The 14,422-nt window shown below is 73.9% G+C and carries 13 protein-coding genes; 2 read left to right on the top strand and 11 right to left on the bottom strand.

What is annotated here, in order from left to right; all coding sequences use genetic code 11:
• Positions 1 to 124: 124 nt before the first annotated feature.
• The 7 genes from pheT to infC form a co-directional block, all read right to left on the bottom strand.
• Positions 125 to 2,653: a phenylalanine--tRNA ligase subunit beta gene (gene pheT, locus ABZW32_RS15380; protein ID WP_356215663.1), complete on the bottom strand. Its 2,529-nt coding sequence runs from the start codon at positions 2,651 to 2,653 to the stop codon at positions 125 to 127.
• Complete coding sequence (gene pheS / locus ABZW32_RS15375; protein ID WP_356215661.1) at positions 2,653 to 3,780, bottom strand: phenylalanine--tRNA ligase subunit alpha; 1,128 nt, start codon at positions 3,778 to 3,780, stop codon at positions 2,653 to 2,655. The genes pheT and pheS overlap by 1 nt, the downstream gene beginning before the upstream one ends.
• Before the next feature lie 151 nt (positions 3,781 to 3,931).
• On the bottom strand, positions 3,932 to 4,996 hold the full coding sequence (locus ABZW32_RS15370) for an ATP-binding protein (RefSeq protein WP_356215733.1): 1,065 nt from the start codon (positions 4,994 to 4,996) through the stop codon (positions 3,932 to 3,934).
• Positions 4,997 to 5,454: 458 nt separating this feature from the next.
• A complete protein-coding gene (locus ABZW32_RS15365) occupies positions 5,455 to 6,312 on the bottom strand; it encodes an RNA methyltransferase (protein WP_356215659.1) in 858 nt (285 codons plus the stop codon).
• A gap of 118 nt (positions 6,313 to 6,430) precedes the next feature.
• Positions 6,431 to 6,817, bottom strand: a complete 387-nt coding sequence (gene rplT / locus ABZW32_RS15360; RefSeq protein WP_007263143.1) for a 50S ribosomal protein L20 — start codon at positions 6,815 to 6,817, stop codon at positions 6,431 to 6,433.
• A gap of 105 nt (positions 6,818 to 6,922) precedes the next feature.
• Positions 6,923 to 7,117 carry a 50S ribosomal protein L35 gene (gene rpmI, locus ABZW32_RS15355; protein WP_030012385.1) on the bottom strand — a complete coding sequence of 65 codons (195 nt, stop codon included), beginning with the start codon at positions 7,115 to 7,117 and terminating at the stop codon, positions 6,923 to 6,925.
• Between the two features lie 102 nt (positions 7,118 to 7,219).
• Complete coding sequence (infC, locus tag ABZW32_RS15350) at positions 7,220 to 7,942, bottom strand: translation initiation factor IF-3 (protein ID WP_037687754.1); 723 nt, start codon at positions 7,940 to 7,942, stop codon at positions 7,220 to 7,222.
• Positions 7,943 to 8,267: 325 nt separating this feature from the next.
• On the opposite strand from infC, the gene ABZW32_RS15345 reads away from it, so the two are divergent.
• The gene (locus tag ABZW32_RS15345; protein WP_030233712.1) at positions 8,268 to 8,648 is read left to right on the top strand and encodes a DUF1844 domain-containing protein; all 381 of its coding nucleotides are present in this window, start codon (positions 8,268 to 8,270) and stop codon (positions 8,646 to 8,648) included.
• A gap of 101 nt (positions 8,649 to 8,749) precedes the next feature.
• Here ABZW32_RS15345 and ABZW32_RS15340 read toward each other — a convergent pair whose 3' ends face one another.
• Genes ABZW32_RS15340 through ABZW32_RS15330 form a run of 3 tightly spaced genes read right to left on the bottom strand, consistent with a single transcriptional unit; the run spans position 8,750 to position 11,480 of the window.
• A complete protein-coding gene (locus ABZW32_RS15340; protein ID WP_356215656.1) occupies positions 8,750 to 9,490 on the bottom strand; it encodes an SseB family protein in 741 nt (246 codons plus the stop codon).
• Positions 9,491 to 9,492: 2 nt separating this feature from the next.
• Positions 9,493 to 10,689 (bottom strand): type VII secretion-associated serine protease mycosin, encoded by a 1,197-nt coding sequence (gene mycP / locus ABZW32_RS15335; RefSeq protein ID WP_356215654.1) that lies wholly within the window; start codon positions 10,687 to 10,689, stop codon positions 9,493 to 9,495.
• On the bottom strand, positions 10,686 to 11,480 hold the full coding sequence (locus ABZW32_RS15330) for a hypothetical protein (RefSeq protein ID WP_356215652.1): 795 nt from the start codon (positions 11,478 to 11,480) through the stop codon (positions 10,686 to 10,688). Before ABZW32_RS15330 ends, mycP begins: the two co-directional genes overlap by 4 nt.
• Positions 11,481 to 11,917: 437 nt before the next feature.
• Here ABZW32_RS15330 and ABZW32_RS15325 point away from each other — a divergent pair, with 437 nt between their 5' ends.
• Positions 11,918 to 13,111 (top strand): amino acid deaminase/aldolase, encoded by a 1,194-nt coding sequence (locus ABZW32_RS15325; RefSeq protein WP_356215650.1) that lies wholly within the window; start codon positions 11,918 to 11,920, stop codon positions 13,109 to 13,111.
• 1 nt (position 13,112) lies between these two features.
• Here the strand turns inward: ABZW32_RS15325 and ABZW32_RS15320 are convergent, their stop codons facing one another.
• Positions 13,113 to 14,417: a haloacid dehalogenase-like hydrolase gene (locus ABZW32_RS15320; protein ID WP_356215648.1), complete on the bottom strand. Its 1,305-nt coding sequence runs from the start codon at positions 14,415 to 14,417 to the stop codon at positions 13,113 to 13,115.
• Positions 14,418 to 14,422: the final 5 nt, after the last annotated feature.

The following is a 14,422-nucleotide window of genomic DNA, read 5'->3' as shown; positions in this document are numbered from 1 at the left end:
GCCGGAACGATTGTGTCGACCTCCTGACGTACCGGACACCGGTCACCGTTGTTCTCACCCCAATGAGTGAGGGGCCCCTCCGGTGATCCGGAAGGGCCCCTCGATCGGGTTCTGCGGCGGGGCGCTACGCGCCGCGCAGCACCGCCCCGGTCCGCTCGCCGGCCAGGGCCACCGCCGCGTCGCGCGCGGCCGTGGACTCCTCGGCGGTCAGCGTGCGGTCGGTCGCACGGAAGCGCAGCGCGTACGCGAGGGACTTCTTGCCCTCGCCCACCTGCTCACCGGTGAACACGTCGAACAGCCGCAGGGACTCCAGCAGTTCGCCGGCTCCCTTGCGCAGCGCGCTCTCCACCTCGGAGGCCGGGACCGACGCGTCGACGATCAGCGCCACGTCCTGGGTCGCCACCGGGAAGGAGGAGATCCGGGGCGCCTGGAGGGCCTCGCCGCCGGCCGCCGCGAGAGCGTCCAGGTCGATCTCCATGGCGCTGGTACGGGCGGGCAGGCCCATCGCCTTGACCACGCGGGGGTGCAGCTCACCGGCGTGGCCGATGACCGTCTCCACGCCGTCCAGGACGACGACGAGCTCGGCGCACCGGCCCGGGTGCCAGGGGCCGTACTGGCCCTGGCGGACCACCAGCTCGGTACCGGCCTCGACGGCCAGCGCGCGGGCGGCCTGGACCGCGTCGGCCCAGTCGGCCGGACGGCCCTTGCCCCACCAGCCGGCCTGCTCGCGGGCGCCGGCCAGCACGACCGCGGCGTGGCGCGGCTGCGCGGGCAGGGCCGCGTTCAGGGTGGCGATCTCCTCGTCCGTGGGACGGCGGTCCACGGGCAGGCGTACGGCGACGCCCGGCCGGTCGCCGGCGAGGAAGACGGAGCCCGTCTCGAAGAGCGCGAGGTCGTGGCTGCCCCGGCTGTCGTTGCGGCGCAGCGCGCCGAGCAGACCCGGCAGCAGCGTGGTGCGCAGCGCCGGCTCCTCGTCGGAGATCGGGTTGACCAGCTTGACGACCTGGCGGGCGGCGTCGTGCGCCGGCAGCTGGAGCTGGTCGAAGACGCCCTCGCCGAGGAACGGGTAGCTCAGCGCCTCGACGTAGCCGGAGCCGGCCAGCGCGCGGCCCGCCCGGCGGTGCAGCTGCTGCCGGGCGGTCAGGCCGCGGCCGGAGGGCACCTGCGGGAGGGTGGACGGGAGGTTCCCGTAGCCCTCCAGCCGGATGACCTCCTCGGCGAGGTCGTTGGGCTCGGCGAGGTCGGGACGCCACGAGGGGACGGTGATGACGAGCTCGTCCTGGCCGTAGACGTCGCAGCCGACCTCCTGGAGGCGGCGCACGACGGTCTCGCGGCCGTAGTCCATGCCCGCGACCCGGTCCGGGTGGTCGGCGCGCATCGCGATGGTGCGCGGGGCGCCCGGGGCGGTCAGCTCGGTGACCCCGGCCTCGGCGGTGCCGCCCGCGAGCAGCACGAGCAGGTCGACGGTCCGCTGCGCGGCCGCGGCGGCGGCCTGCGGGTCGACGCCCCGCTCGAAGCGCTTGGAGGCCTCGGAGGAGAGCTTCAGACGGCGGGCGGTGCGCGAGATCGACACGGAGTCGAAGTGCGCGGCCTCGACGACCACGTCGGTGGTGCCGGTGACGGCGCCCGTCTCCGGGTCGGTGACGGAGTCGGCGATCTCGGTGTTGGCTCCGCCCATGACGCCGGCGAGCCCGATGGGGCCGCTGTTGTCGGTGATCACCAGGTCCTCGGCGTCGAGCGTGCGCTTGACCCCGTCGAGGGTGGTGAACTTCTCGCCCTGCTCGGCGCGCCGGACACCGATGGCGCCGTCGAGGCGCGAGCGGTCGTAGGCGTGCAGCGGCTGGCCGAGTTCGAGCATCACGTAGTTGGTGACGTCGACGGCGAGCGAGATCGGGCGCATGCCCGCCTTCTGCAGGCGGCGCGTGAGCCAGATCGGGGACCGTGCCTCGGGGTCGAGGCCGGTCACGGTGCGGGCGGTGAAGCGGTCGCAGCCGGCCGGGTCGTCGATCTTGACCAGGTAGCCGTACGAGTTCGGCGCGGGCACGTCGATCAGCGCCGGGTCGCGCAGCGGCAGGCCGTAGGCGGTGGCGGCCTCGCGGGCCACGCCGCGCATGGACATGCAGTAGCCGCGGTCCGGGGTGATGTCGATGTCGAGGACCTCGTCGACGAGCTGGAGCAGCTCGATCGCGTCGGTGCCGACCTCGTGCTCCGGCGGCAGCACGATGATGCCGTGCGTGCCGTCGTCGCCCATGCCCAGCTCGTCGCCGGAGCAGATCATGCCGTGCGAGGTGCGGCCGTAGGTCTTGCGCGAGGCGATCGCGAAGTCCCCGGGCAGGACGGCGCCGGGCAGGACCACGACGACCTTGTCGCCGACGGAGAAGTTCCGGGCGCCGCAGACGATCTCCTGCGGCTCGCCGGTGCCGTTGGCGCCGCCGACGTCGACCGTGCAGAAGCGGATCGGCTTGCGGAAGCCCTCCAGCTCCTCGATGGTCAGCACCTGTCCGACGACCAGGGGGCCCTTGAGCCCGGCGCCGAGCTGCTCGACGGTCTCGACCTCAAGGCCGGCGTCGACGAGCTTGGCCGCCACGTCACGGCCGGTCTCACCTGCGGGGAGGTCTACGTACTCCCGCAGCCACGAAAGCGGGACCCGCATCAGATCTCCATCCCGAAGGGCCGGGTGAAACGAACGTCACCCTCGACCATGTCTCGCATGTCTTCAACGTTGTGACGGAACATCAGCATCCGCTCGATGCCGAAGCCGAAGGCGAACCCGCTGTACTTCTCCGGGTCCACACCGCAGGCGGTCAGCACCTTGGGGTTGACCATGCCGCAGCCGCCGAGCTCGATCCAGCCCTCGCTGGAGCAGGTGCGGCAGGGGCGGTCGGGGTTGCCCACCGAGGCGCCGCGGCACACGTAGCACTGCATGTCCATCTCGGCGGACGGCTCGGTGAAGGGGAAGAAGTGCGGGCGCAGGCGCGTGGTGGTGCCCTCGCCGAACAGCTCCTGGACCATGTGGTCCATCGTGCCCTTGAGGTCCGCCATGGTCAGGCCCTCGTCCACGGCGAGCAGCTCGACCTGGTGGAAGACGGGCGTGTGCGTCGCGTCGAGCTCGTCGGTGCGGTAGACCCGCCCCGGGCACACGATGTAGACGGGGGGCTTGCGCTCCAGCAGCGAACGCGCCTGCACCGGGGAGGTGTGGGTGCGCAGCACCACGCCGGACTCGTCGCCCTCGGTGCCCTCGGGGCCCCGGACGAAGAACGTGTCCTGCATCTGGCGCGCCGGGTGGTCGGGCGTGAAGTTGAGGGCGTCGAAGTTGAACCACTCCGCCTCGACCTCGGGGCCTTCCGCGACCTCGTAGCCCATGGCCACGAAGATGTCCGCGATGCGGTCCATCAGCGTGGTCAGGGGGTGGCGGGCGCCGGCGGGCACGCGGTCGTAGGGCAGCGTGACGTCCACCGCCTCCTCGACCAGCACCCGCTCGTCGCGCTCGGCCTCGAGCGCCACGGTGCGGGCCCCGAAGGCCTTGTTCACGGCGCCGCGGGCCTGTCCGACGCGCTTGCCCGCCTCGGCCTTGGCCTGGGGCGGCAGGGCGCCGATCTCCCGGTTGGCGAGCGCCAGGGGCGAGCGGTCGCCCATGTGCGCGGTCTTCGCCTCGCGGAGCTCGTCGAGGTCGCCGGCGGACGCGAAGGCGGCGAGCGCCTCGTCCCGCATGCGCTCGATCTCTTCCGGTTTCAGTGCCTCGACCTCGACAGGGTCGTACGACTTGTTCGGTGCCGACATCTCTTCCCGTACTTCCGATGGCTGGCTGGTGGGTCCCCGTACGGCACGATCAGACCGATCGACGCAGAGACACAAAGGTGCCAAAGGACGATTCTAAGGGCCGTCTGGGGTGGAGGAGCCCGTGGGCCGCCTGGCGAGACGCTCCGCAGGGTTACTGCGCGAGGTAGGCCGGTGCGCTCACGGGCAGGATAAATCGGAACTCTGCCCCGCCGCCGGGGCCGCGGCCGACCGTGATGGCGCCGCCGTGGGCCTCCACGATGCCCTTGACGATGTACAGGCCCAGGCCGGTGCCGCCGCGCTTGCTCCCCCGCCAGAAGCGGGTGAAGACGCGGGCCATCGATTCCTCGGGGATCCCGGGGCCTTCGTCGGTCACGGTGACGGCGGTTCCCTTCTCGTGCGGCGCCACGTCGATGGTGACCGTTCCGTCACCGTGGCGCACCGCATTTTCGAGGAGGTTGCCGAGGATCTGGTCGATCTTGTCCGGGTCGGCCCAGCAGTCGGGCAGCGGACGGCTGACGCGTACGAGGAACCGCTCGGGGGCCTGGCCGTTCGCGGTGAGCGCCTGGACGTGGCGGCCGACGGCGGCGGCGAGGTCGACCGGCTGGCGGCGCACCTCCAGGCGGCCGGAGTCGATGCGGGAGATGTCGAGCAGCTCGGCGATCAGGCGGGTGACGCGGTTGGCGTCGGCGTCGACGGTCTCCAGCATCAGCCGCTTCTGGTCGTCGGTGAACCGCTCCCACTTGGCGAGCAGGGTCGCCGTGAAGCCCTTCACCGAGGTCAGCGGGGAGCGCAGCTCGTGCGCGACGGTGGCGATCAGCTCGGCGTGGCTGCGTTCGGTGCGGCGGCGGGCCTCGGTGCCGCGCAGGGTGACCACGAGGCGGCACAGCGGGCCGGTGGGGTGGCTGCGGACGTAGCGGGCGGAGACGAGGACCTCGCGGCCGCCGGGCAGGAGCAGGTTCCGCTCGGGCTGGCCCCGGCGGGTGGCGAGGCCCCCGTACGGGTCGGTCAGGGCCCACCAGCGGCGGCCTTCGAGGTCTTCGAGCGGCAGCGCCCGGTCGATGCGGGCGCCCAGGGCCCGGCCGGGGTCGGTGGCGGTCATCCGGGCGGCGGCCCGGTTGAAGCAGATCACCCGGCCGGTGTGGTCGGCGACGACGAGCCCGTCGGGCAGCTCGTCGGGGTCGATGCCGAACCCGGCCCACGCGGGGGCGTCGTCCACGCTCCCCGGGCCGGCGGACGGGACGCCCGGGGCACGGCCCCCGGTCCCCTGGCCCGCGGACGGGACGCCCGGGCCGGAGCGCCCGGTGACGACCGACGGGCCGGATCCGCGGGCCGGTCCGGGGCCGGGGGTCGGGGTGGGGCCGGAAGCCGGGGTACGGCCGGAAGCCGGGGTGCCGGCGGAAGCCTGGCGGGGAGCCGCGAGGCGGCCGCCCCGGGCGGACGAGGCTGCCTGGGGTGGTACGCCGCGCAGGCCGTCCACGGCCTGGGGTGGTACGCCGCGCAGGCCGTCCACGGCGGGCACGGATGCCGCCGGGCCGGGGCCCACGGACCCGGGGACGTCCCGCAGCCGCTCCTCGGCCGCGCCCGCGGCCCCCTGCGAGCTGTTCGTACCGACGGTCATTTCCCCGTACCCCACATCTCCGAGTAGCGCAGTGGGCCCCCCGGGCGGCCACATTACTAGCTGGGGGTCACGGAGCGGCACCCTCCGGGCGCCCGCTGTGCACGCGCGGACGCGTACAGGCACACGGCGGCGGCCGTGGCGAGGTTCAGGCTCTCGGCCTTGCCGTGGATCGGGACCCGTACGACGGCGTCCGCGAGCGCGCGGGTCTCCTCGGGCAGGCCCCAGGCCTCGTTGCCGAAGACCCAGGCCGAGGGGGTGCCCATGGTGCCCGCGTCCAGCTCGGAGTCGAGGTCGTCCGTACCGGCCCCGTCGGCCGCGAGGATCCGTACGCCCGCCGCCCGCAGCCCCTCCACCGCCTGCTCCACCGGGACGCCGACGGCCACCGGGAGGTGGAAGAGGGAGCCCACGGAGGCCCGTACCGACTTCGGGTTGTACAGGTCGACGGAAGCGTCGGTCAGCACCACCGCGTCGGCGCCCGCGGCGTCCGCGCAGCGCAGCACCGTGCCGGCGTTGCCGGGGTCGCGGACGTGCGCGAGGACGGCCACCAGGCGGGGGCGCGCCTTGAGGATCTCCTCGAAGGGCGAGTCGAGGAAGTGGCAGACGCCCACCAGGCCCTGGGGGGTGACCGTCTGCGAGACCTCGGCCAGCACCTCGTCGGAGGCGTGGTGCACGCGCGCGCCGGCCAGCAGGGCGGCCTCGACGATGTCGGCGTAGCGCTCGGCGGCCTCGACGGTGGCGAACAGCTCGATCAGGGTCGCGCCCTGGGATCCCCGGTGCTCGACGGCCTCGCGGACCGCCTGCGGACCCTCGGCGATGAACCGGCGCTCCTTGGTGCGGAAGTTGCGCCGCGCCAGGCGCCTGGCGGCGGCCACCCGCGGGGATCGGGGGGAGATCAGCTCGTCGGGGTAACCCATGGTGTCTGCGGTTCTCTCTGGGGGTTCCGGGGGCGGGCGGGGTGAAAGCACACGGACCCGCAGGCGAATCGCCTGCGGGTCCGTGGGGGCCGGCCGCGTGGAGCGGGCCGGCTAGCCCTTAGGCAGCGGCCTTGGGGGCGTTGACGTCGGCCGGAAGCGCCTTCTGGGCGACCTCGACGAGCGCGGCGAAGGCGTTGGCGTCGTTGACGGCCAGCTCCGCGAGGATCTTGCGGTCCACCTCGATGTTGGCGGCCTTCAGACCCTGGATGAGGCGGTTGTACGTCATGCCGTTCTGGCGGGCAGCGGCGTTGATGCGCTGGATCCACAGCTGACGGAAGTCGCCCTTGCGCTTCTTGCGGTCGTTGAAGTTGTAGACCAGCGAGTGGGTGACCTGCTCCTTGGCCTTGCGGTACAGGCGCGAACGCTGACCGCGGTAGCCGGAGGCCGCCTCGAGGATCGCCCGGCGCTTCTTGTGGGCGTTTACTGCCCGCTTGACGCGTGCCACTTTTTAACTCCTTGTAGCGGGGCCGTGGATGTCTTCACACGGCCCGAATTCGATGGGGTCCCGGTCTTGACGTCCGTCCGCTCCCGGCGAGGGGAGCGGAGGGCATCAGATGCCGAGAAGCTTCTTGATCTTCGCGGCGTCGCCGGGGGCCATCTCCGCGTTGCCGGTGAGGCGACGGGTGACACGGGACGACTTGTGCTCGAGCAGGTGGCGCTTGCCGGCGCGCTCGCGGAGCACCTTGCCGGAGCCGGTGACCTTGAAGCGCTTCTTGGTACCGCTGTGCGTCTTGTTCTTCGGCATGGCGCCGTTATCTCCTCGTCGGTGGCGCTCCCACCGGCCCCTGGGGACCGGCTTGCGGGAGCGTCATGTTGTGTCGGTGATCCGAGACGGGCTGCCCCGGAATCAGGCCTCGGCGTTCGCCTCGTCGGCGGCGGCCTCGGTGACCTCAGCGGCCTCAGCGGCCTCGGTGGTCTCCGCCTCGACCGGGGCGGCCTCCTCGGAAGGAGCCTCCTCGTCGGTGGCGGCGACACCCTGGCGCTCGGCCTTGCGGGCGGCCTGCGCCTCGCGGGCTTCGGCCATCGCCTCGGTCTTCTTCTTGTGCGGACCGAGGACCATGATCATGTTGCGGCCGTCCTGCTTCGGGTTCGACTCGATGAACCCGAGGTCCTCGACGTCCGAAGCGAGGCGCTGGAGCAGGCGGTAGCCGAGCTCCGGTCGCGACTGCTCGCGACCACGGAACATGATCGTGATCTTGACCTTGTCGCCCTGCTTGAGGAACCGAACGACGTGACCCTTCTTGGTGTCATAGTCGTGCGGGTCGATCTTCGGCCGGAGCTTCATTTCCTTGATGACCGTGTGCGCCTGGTTCTTGCGCGCCTCACGGGCCTTCATGGCCGACTCGTACTTGAACTTGCCGTAGTCCATGAGCTTGCAGACCGGCGGGCGTGCGGAGGCCGCGACCTCGACCAGGTCCAGGTCGTACTCCTGCGCGAGCTCAAGCGCCTTCGCAAGCGGGACGATGCCCACCTGTTCGCCGCTGGGACCGACGAGTCGCACCTCAGGGACACGAATCCGATCGTTGATGCGGGGCTCGGTGCTGATGGATCCTCCTCGGTAGCACCACACGGCTGCCTGGCAGACAGCCGCTGACGTCTTCTGTCGTCAGACCTACCGCGGCGGAGAATGAAAAAAGCCCCGCCGGGCACAGGCAGGGGCTCCAAAACAACCGGAGCACCGCCGCGTGCGAACCGCGGGGCGCAGACTCGGGCAGCTTTCCATCGTCCGTACGGAACGATGGATACCACCTGACCGGATGACCCGCCTCCCCGGAGGGTGGTCGGGTGGGAGATCGGAGCCTCCACTTGTGGGCCGGGCACACAGGTGTCCGGCCGGTCGAAGTACATACTAGCACCCGCGTTGCAAGCCCGCCGCACGGCATATCGTGGGACGCATGACTGAAGCGACGCCCTCCGATTCCCCCTCCTCCGCCCCGGACGCTCCCGACTACGACGACATGACCCGCGACATCGCGGACGTGCCCGCCGTCGAGGTCATCACCACGGTGGCCGTCCACCTGCTGAGCGCCGCCGCGGTCAACCTGGGCCTGGACAAGCCCGACTCCGAGCACAAGGACCTCGACGAGGCCCGCAAGCTGATCACCGCCCTGGCCGGTCTGGTCACCGCCAGCGCCACCGAGATCAGCTCCTTCCACGCGGCGCCGCTGCGCGACGGCCTGAAGTCGCTCCAGCTCGCCTTCCGCGAGGCCTCCCTCGTCCAGGACGAGCCGGGCCAGGGACCGGGCGAGAAGTTCACGGGTCCGGTCTACGCCTAGGTCCGGTTCCGGTACGCCGCTCGGCGGCGTACCCCGTACGTACGTGAAGGGGCGCCCGCCGACCACCGGCGGGCGCCCCTTCGCGTACGCGCGTACGCGTCTCAGCGCGTGAAGAGCGGTTCGCCCGGCGGGAGCGGGGCGTCGGCCGGGAGCAGGGCCATGTTCAGGCCCCGGACCAGGCGGGCCCGGAGGGTCTCGTCGGCCGCGAGGGCCTCGGCGATCCGCCGGGCCGCGGGGGCCGGGTCCGCGTCGGCCGCCAGGAGCACGGCGAGGGTCCCGTCGGCGCCGGAACCGCCCGGGACCAGGTGCGCGCGCAGCACGGCCGGCTCCGCCACGACGGCGGCCCGTACCGCTTCCCGTACCGCCGGCGCGGCCAGCGGGTCCGCGTCCGTACGGCCCTCGGCGAGCGCGAGCAGCGCCGGGCCGGTCAGCTGGTAGGGAACGGGGCCGGCCAGGTCGAGGACGATCGTGTCGGCCTTCTCGTGCGCGGCGGCGGCCAGGGCCTGGTGCAGCGGGACGGCGACGGGGCGGGCGGCCGGGTCCCACAGGGCCAGCGAGGCGATCGAGGTGAAGGCGGGCAGGGCCCGCCGGTCGCCCGCCGTCAGGGTCGGCACGGCCATGTCGCTGGTCTTCTCGCGCTTGAGGCCGGTCTCCGGGTCCGTCTCGACCTCGCCGAGCACCGCCACGACGGGCACCAGCAGGCGGGCCTCCTTGAGGGCCGCGAGCAGCTGCGGTTCGGCCGCGCGGTCGGCGGCCCAGGCGGCGAGGGCCGCGCTCAGCCGGGGGTCGGCGGTGCCGTCGTCGTCGGAGAAACCGGGGTCTGGAATGTTCTTGGTGGCCACAGTTACCCGACCCTATCCCGGCGGGCGCCGCGGGGACGCCGGGCCAGTACGCCGGCCAGCACCAGCAGCGCCGCTCCCCCGGCGGCGGCCGCCCCGGCTCCCAGCCGGGCCCGCCGCTCCGGCGGCCGTACGGGGTCGGGGCCCGCGCCGAAGTACTGCCGCCCGGCCGCGACGGGCGCCGGGGCCGCCGGCTCGGGGCGCAGCGCGTCGGCGGCCTGGAGCGCGGCGACGGGGTCCACGGTGCCGTGGCCCCGGGAGTCGTCGCGGCCGCCGGCCGGGCGGTCGGTGGCGGTGTCCTCCAGCAGCCTCTTGATCTGCGCCGGGGAGAGGCCGGGGTGGGCCGCCTTGACCAGGGCGACGGCGCCGGAGACGAAGGCGGCGGCCGCGCTGGTGCCCCAGCCCTCGTAGTAGGCCCGGTCGGGGTCGGCGATGACCACGTCGACGCCCGGGGCGCTGACGTCCGCGTACCAGTGGCGGGTGGAGAAGGGCGCCTTGCGGCCCTGGCGGTCGACGGCGGCGACGGCGATCACCCCGGGGTAGGCGGCGGGGTAGGAGGTGTGGTCGCCGCGTTCGCCGCCGTTGCCCGAGGAGGCGACGACGACCACGCCCCTGCCGAGGGCGTACTGGACGGCCTCGTCCTCCGCGGGCTCGTGGTGGGCCGTGTCGCTGTCGTCCCCGAGCGACAGGTTGATCACGTCGGCGCCGTGATCGGCGGCCCAGCGGATGCCCTCGGCGAGGGCGCCGGACTTGCTGTCGCGGGCCTGTTCGCGGCCCGGGTCGCCCTCTTCCAGGATCACGCGGACCGGGAGGATCCGTGCGTGGGGGGCGATCCCGAGGACGCCCTGGGAGCGGTCGGGGCCGTGGCCGTGGCCGGCGATGATGCTCGCCATCGCGGTGCCGTGCCGGGCCCAGGCGCGGTCGCCGCGGGCGGCGCCCATGCCGACGAGGTCGGTGCCGTCGAGGACCTGGCCGGCGAGGTCGGGGTGGGTGGCGTCGACGCCGGTGTCGAGGACGGCCACGGTGATCCCGTCGCCCTGGGTGGTGCCCCAGGCCTCCTCGGCGCGCAGGGCCAGCAGGCCCCACTGGCGGTCGCGGATGGTGTCGGCGGCGGCCGGGGGTGCGGCGACCGCGGTGAACAGGGCGGCCAGGGCGATACCGCTGGTGACGGTGGTGGCGGTGGCTCGGCGGGTGGAGGTCATCGGCGGGGCTCCGGGCGCGGGGTGGCCGTGGGGGCGGGCGGGGCCGCGAGCGCGCCCAGGGCGCGGCCGACCCGGTCGGCCACGGCCTGGGCCGCGTGGCCCAGGCCCGCTTCGGCGACCGTTCCGGTGGCGCCCTGACGGACCGCGTCGGCGGCCGGGAGCGGGGCGTCCATGGTGCGGCCGTCGGCGAAGGCGGAGACCGCGTAGACCACGGCCGGGGCCCGGTCGGTGACGGTCGCCGTCCAGGCGGCGCGGCGGGAGTCGGCGTACTCGTAGGCGGGCGGGGCGGGCAGGCGGCCCCGCAGGCCGGCCATCGCGGTGGCGTCGGCGGGGGTGAAGACCAGGCCCACGGTGACCAGGGAGCTGCGGGTGGTGTCGGTGTAGGTGGCGCGGAGCACGCGGGTGCAGCCGGCCGCGGCGAGCGCGGCGCGCCACTCGGGGGTGAGTGCGGCGGCGCAGTCGGCGTCGGGTGCCAGTGCGATGCGGGTCCAGCGGCGGTCGGCGCCGCCGGGGCCGGTGTCGGGGGCGTCGAGCACGGGCGGCAGGAGGCGGTCCACGGGGGCCGAGTGCCAGAGCGAGGCCGCTTCGCGGTAGGCGGCGTCGGGGGGCAACGGGCGGTGCGCGGCGCGGTGTTCGCTCCAGGCGGTGGTGGCCGCGCCGGCGAGGAGGCCGGTGCCGAGGAGGGCGCTGAGGGTGGCGGCGAGGACCCGGCCGGGGTGGCGGCGGGGGGCCGGGGGCGGGGGCGGTCCGTGCTCGCCCAGGACCGCGGTCCCTGGTGTCGACGTGGTCATCCGGCGGCTCCGCCCCCCGTTCCGTACGGCTGCCTGCCCGTACTCTACGGGGCGCTTGCCGTTGCCCTGGCCGGGCCTTTGCCCTGGGCGGGCGGGGTCGGGGGTGGCCGTGGTCGGTGCCGGGGTGGGGTGTCGTCCGGGACTGCATGATTTATGGCGCCCTGTCCGGGCCTCCAGTGGCCCATCGGCACCGCGCGCCAACAAATCACGTTTTACGTCCCGGCCAACACCCCACCCCGTCCCCGCCCCCGGCCGCGGCACATTGCCGCCCCGGTCGGCACAATCCAGCCCCGCCGGCGTTTGAGGCGCGGGGTCTGGGGCGGAGCCCCAGGGTCTTTCAGCCCCGCCGGCGTTCGAGGCGCGGGGGTGCGGGGGCGGAGCGCCAGGGGGTCGCGTACCCCTACCCACCGGTACACCGTTCTGGCAAGCTGCCGCCCATGACTTCCGACCGGGCTCGGTACGACCGGGCGACCGCGCATCTCGACGCGCCCCTGGCCATCGTGGACCTCGACGCCTTCGACGCCAACGCCGACGACCTCGTGCGGCGGGCGGGCGGCAAGCCGGTGCGGGTGGCCAGCAAGTCGGTGCGGTGCCGGGCACTGCTCGAACGGGTGCTGGAGCGGCCCGGGTTCGCCGGGATCATGTCGTACACGCTCGCCGAGTCGCTGTGGCTGGCCCGGTCCGGGTTCGAGGACGTGCTGCTCGCCTATCCGTCGGCGGACCGGGCGGGATTCGGGGAGCTGGCGCACGACGCGAAGCTGGCGGCGGCCGTCACGGTGATGGTGGACGATCCCGCGCAGCTGGACCTGATCCAGGGGGCGCGGGGCGGGGGCGCGGAGGAGATCCGGGTCTGCCTGGAGCTGGACACGGCCCTGCACCTGTTCGGGGGCCGGGTACGGGTGGGCGCGCGGCGCTCGCCGCTGCGGGAGCCCGCCGAGCTGGCCGCGCTGGCGCGGGCGGTGCAGGAGCGGCCCGGGTTCCGGGTGGTGGGGCTGATGGGCTACGAGGGCCACATCGCCGGGGTCGGGGACGCCCTGGCCGGCCGGCCGCTGCGCTCGCGGGTGATCCGGCTGATGCAGGCGACGGCCCGCCGGGAGCTGGCCGAGCGCCGGGCCGAGGCGGTACGGGCGGTGCGGGCGGTGGTGCCGGACCTGGAGTTCGTCAACGGCGGCGGCACCGGCAGCGTGGCCGAGACGGCGGCCGAGGACGCGGTGACGGAGATCGCCGCCGGGTCGGGGCTGTACGTGCCGCGGCTGTTCGACAACTACACCTCCTTCCGCGGGCGGCCGGCGGCGCTTTTCGCCCTGCCGGTGGTGCGCAGGCCCGGGGTGGGTGTGGTGACCGTGCTGGGCGGGGGCTATCCGGCTTCGGGCGCGGCGGGCGCCGACCGGCTGCCGGTGCCGTACCTGCCCGCGGGGCTGCGCTACGACCCCCAGGAGGGGGCGGGCGAGGTGCAGACGCCGCTGCTGGGGAGCGCGGCCGACGATCTGCTGATCGGCGACCGGGTGTGGTTCCGGCACGCGAAGGCCGGTGAACTGTGCGAGCGCTTCGAGACGTTGCACCTGGTCGAGGGCGACCGGGTGACGGCCACCGCCCCGACGTACCGGGGCGAGGGCCGCACGTTCCTCTGACTCAGTTCTGGAAGACGGTGTCCGTCTGGTCGGGGATGACACTCGTGTCGCCCCGGCGGACGGGTCCGGCCGTGCCGTCGTGGTCGGTGTAGCCGGTGGTGGAGCAGGGGTAGGGGCTGGTCTTCTGCTTCTTGGGCTCGATGAACATCGGGTTCACGATCCACTTGCCGTCGCTGTTGTCGTACGCGCGGCACATCAGCTCGTTCTTGTTGCGGTTGACGACCAGGCGCAGGGCCGTCGCGTCGCGCAGGAAGGAGATGTCGGTGTCGGAGTCGCCGGCGGCGAAGACCTGGCGGCGGGAGGCGGGCTGGACCTTCTCGGCGGCCGGGCCGCGTACGCCGAAGACCTCCTTGTTGATCCAGCAGCGCTTGCCGTCGATGTAGGTGATCATCGTGTCGGCGCCGTCCTTGACGGAGCCGCAGCCCTGGAGGTGGGCGGTCAGCTTGCCGTTGCGGGTGGTGTTGCGGATGCCGATGACGTGGTCGGCCTTGACGCCGACGCCCTGGGCCCAGACCTCGACGACGGGCTGCGGGGAGGCGGAGCTGATCCACACGTCGAAGCCGGCCTTCTGGAGGCCCTTGATGAGGTCCTGCTGCTGGTCGTAGTAGCGGACCCAGCCGGTGGCGGTGGTGGTGCCGACCTGCTGCTTGGTGCCGACGGGTGCGGCGAGGTTCTCGGTGCGGGCGGCGGCGGCGAAGCCCCGGACCTCGCTCGCGGTCCAGCCCTGCGTGAGCTGCGGCAGCCAGGCGTAGGCGGGTTCGATCGTACGGTGGTCCCAGCCGGCGAAGGCGGCGGCGCCGGCGCGGGTGGCGGCGGTGCCGTAGACGGCGTTCAGTTCGTCGGCGCAGGGCGCGCCGGCGGGGGTGCCGGTGGGCAGCGGGGCGCCGGGGCGGGCGAGGGGGCCGCAGGCGGCGGCCAGGGCCTGTGCGGCGGCCGGGGTGAGGTAGCGGCTGGTGGTGGTCCAGTCGCCGCCGGCGGGCTGGCGGATCTTGCCGTTGCGCAGCAGCCAGAACATGGTGGCGTCGCCGACGTCGTTCTTGACGACGGTGTTGTCCCAGTCGAAGACGGCGACGGGCTTCTCGCGGCTCGGGCGGTACGGGTTGCAGCTGCCGTACTGGTCGATGAGCTGCTGGAGGCGGGCCTGGTTGTCGCCGTACCAGCCGGCCGCGAGCCTGGGGGTGGTGCAGTGCGCGCCGGGGTGGGCGGCCTGGGCGGCGGGGGCGGCGGCGACGAGGGTGGCGGCGGCTGTCGCGGCGGCGGCGACGGCCGCGGCCTGGAGCCGCCGGGTGGGGCTGAGTCGGGTCACTGGGA

This window comes from Streptomyces sp. NPDC004667 (assembly GCF_040609475.1).
Taxonomy (GTDB): Bacteria; Actinomycetota; Actinomycetes; order Streptomycetales; family Streptomycetaceae; genus Streptomyces.
This window is presented reverse-complemented; position numbering and strand designations above follow the sequence as displayed.

Bases quoted from the DNA above. Each gene is read 5' to 3' on its own strand.
- pheT (WP_356215663.1), bottom strand. From the start codon at position 2,653: ATGCGGGTCCCGCTTTCGTGGCTGCGGGAGTACGTAGACCTCCCCGCA.
- pheS (WP_356215661.1), bottom strand. From the start codon at position 3,780: ATGTCGGCACCGAACAAGTCGTACGACCCTGTCGAGGTCGAGGCACTG.
- ABZW32_RS15365 (WP_356215659.1), bottom strand. From the start codon at position 6,312: ATGGGTTACCCCGACGAGCTGATCTCCCCCCGATCCCCGCGGGTGGCC.
- rpmI (WP_030012385.1), bottom strand. From the start codon at position 7,117: ATGCCGAAGAACAAGACGCACAGCGGTACCAAGAAGCGCTTCAAGGTC.
- ABZW32_RS15345 (WP_030233712.1), top strand. From the start codon at position 8,268: ATGACTGAAGCGACGCCCTCCGATTCCCCCTCCTCCGCCCCGGACGCT.
- mycP (WP_356215654.1), bottom strand. From the start codon at position 10,689: ATGACCTCCACCCGCCGAGCCACCGCCACCACCGTCACCAGCGGTATC.
- ABZW32_RS15330 (WP_356215652.1), bottom strand. From the start codon at position 11,480: ATGACCACGTCGACACCAGGGACCGCGGTCCTGGGCGAGCACGGACCG.
- ABZW32_RS15325 (WP_356215650.1), top strand. From the start codon at position 11,918: ATGACTTCCGACCGGGCTCGGTACGACCGGGCGACCGCGCATCTCGAC.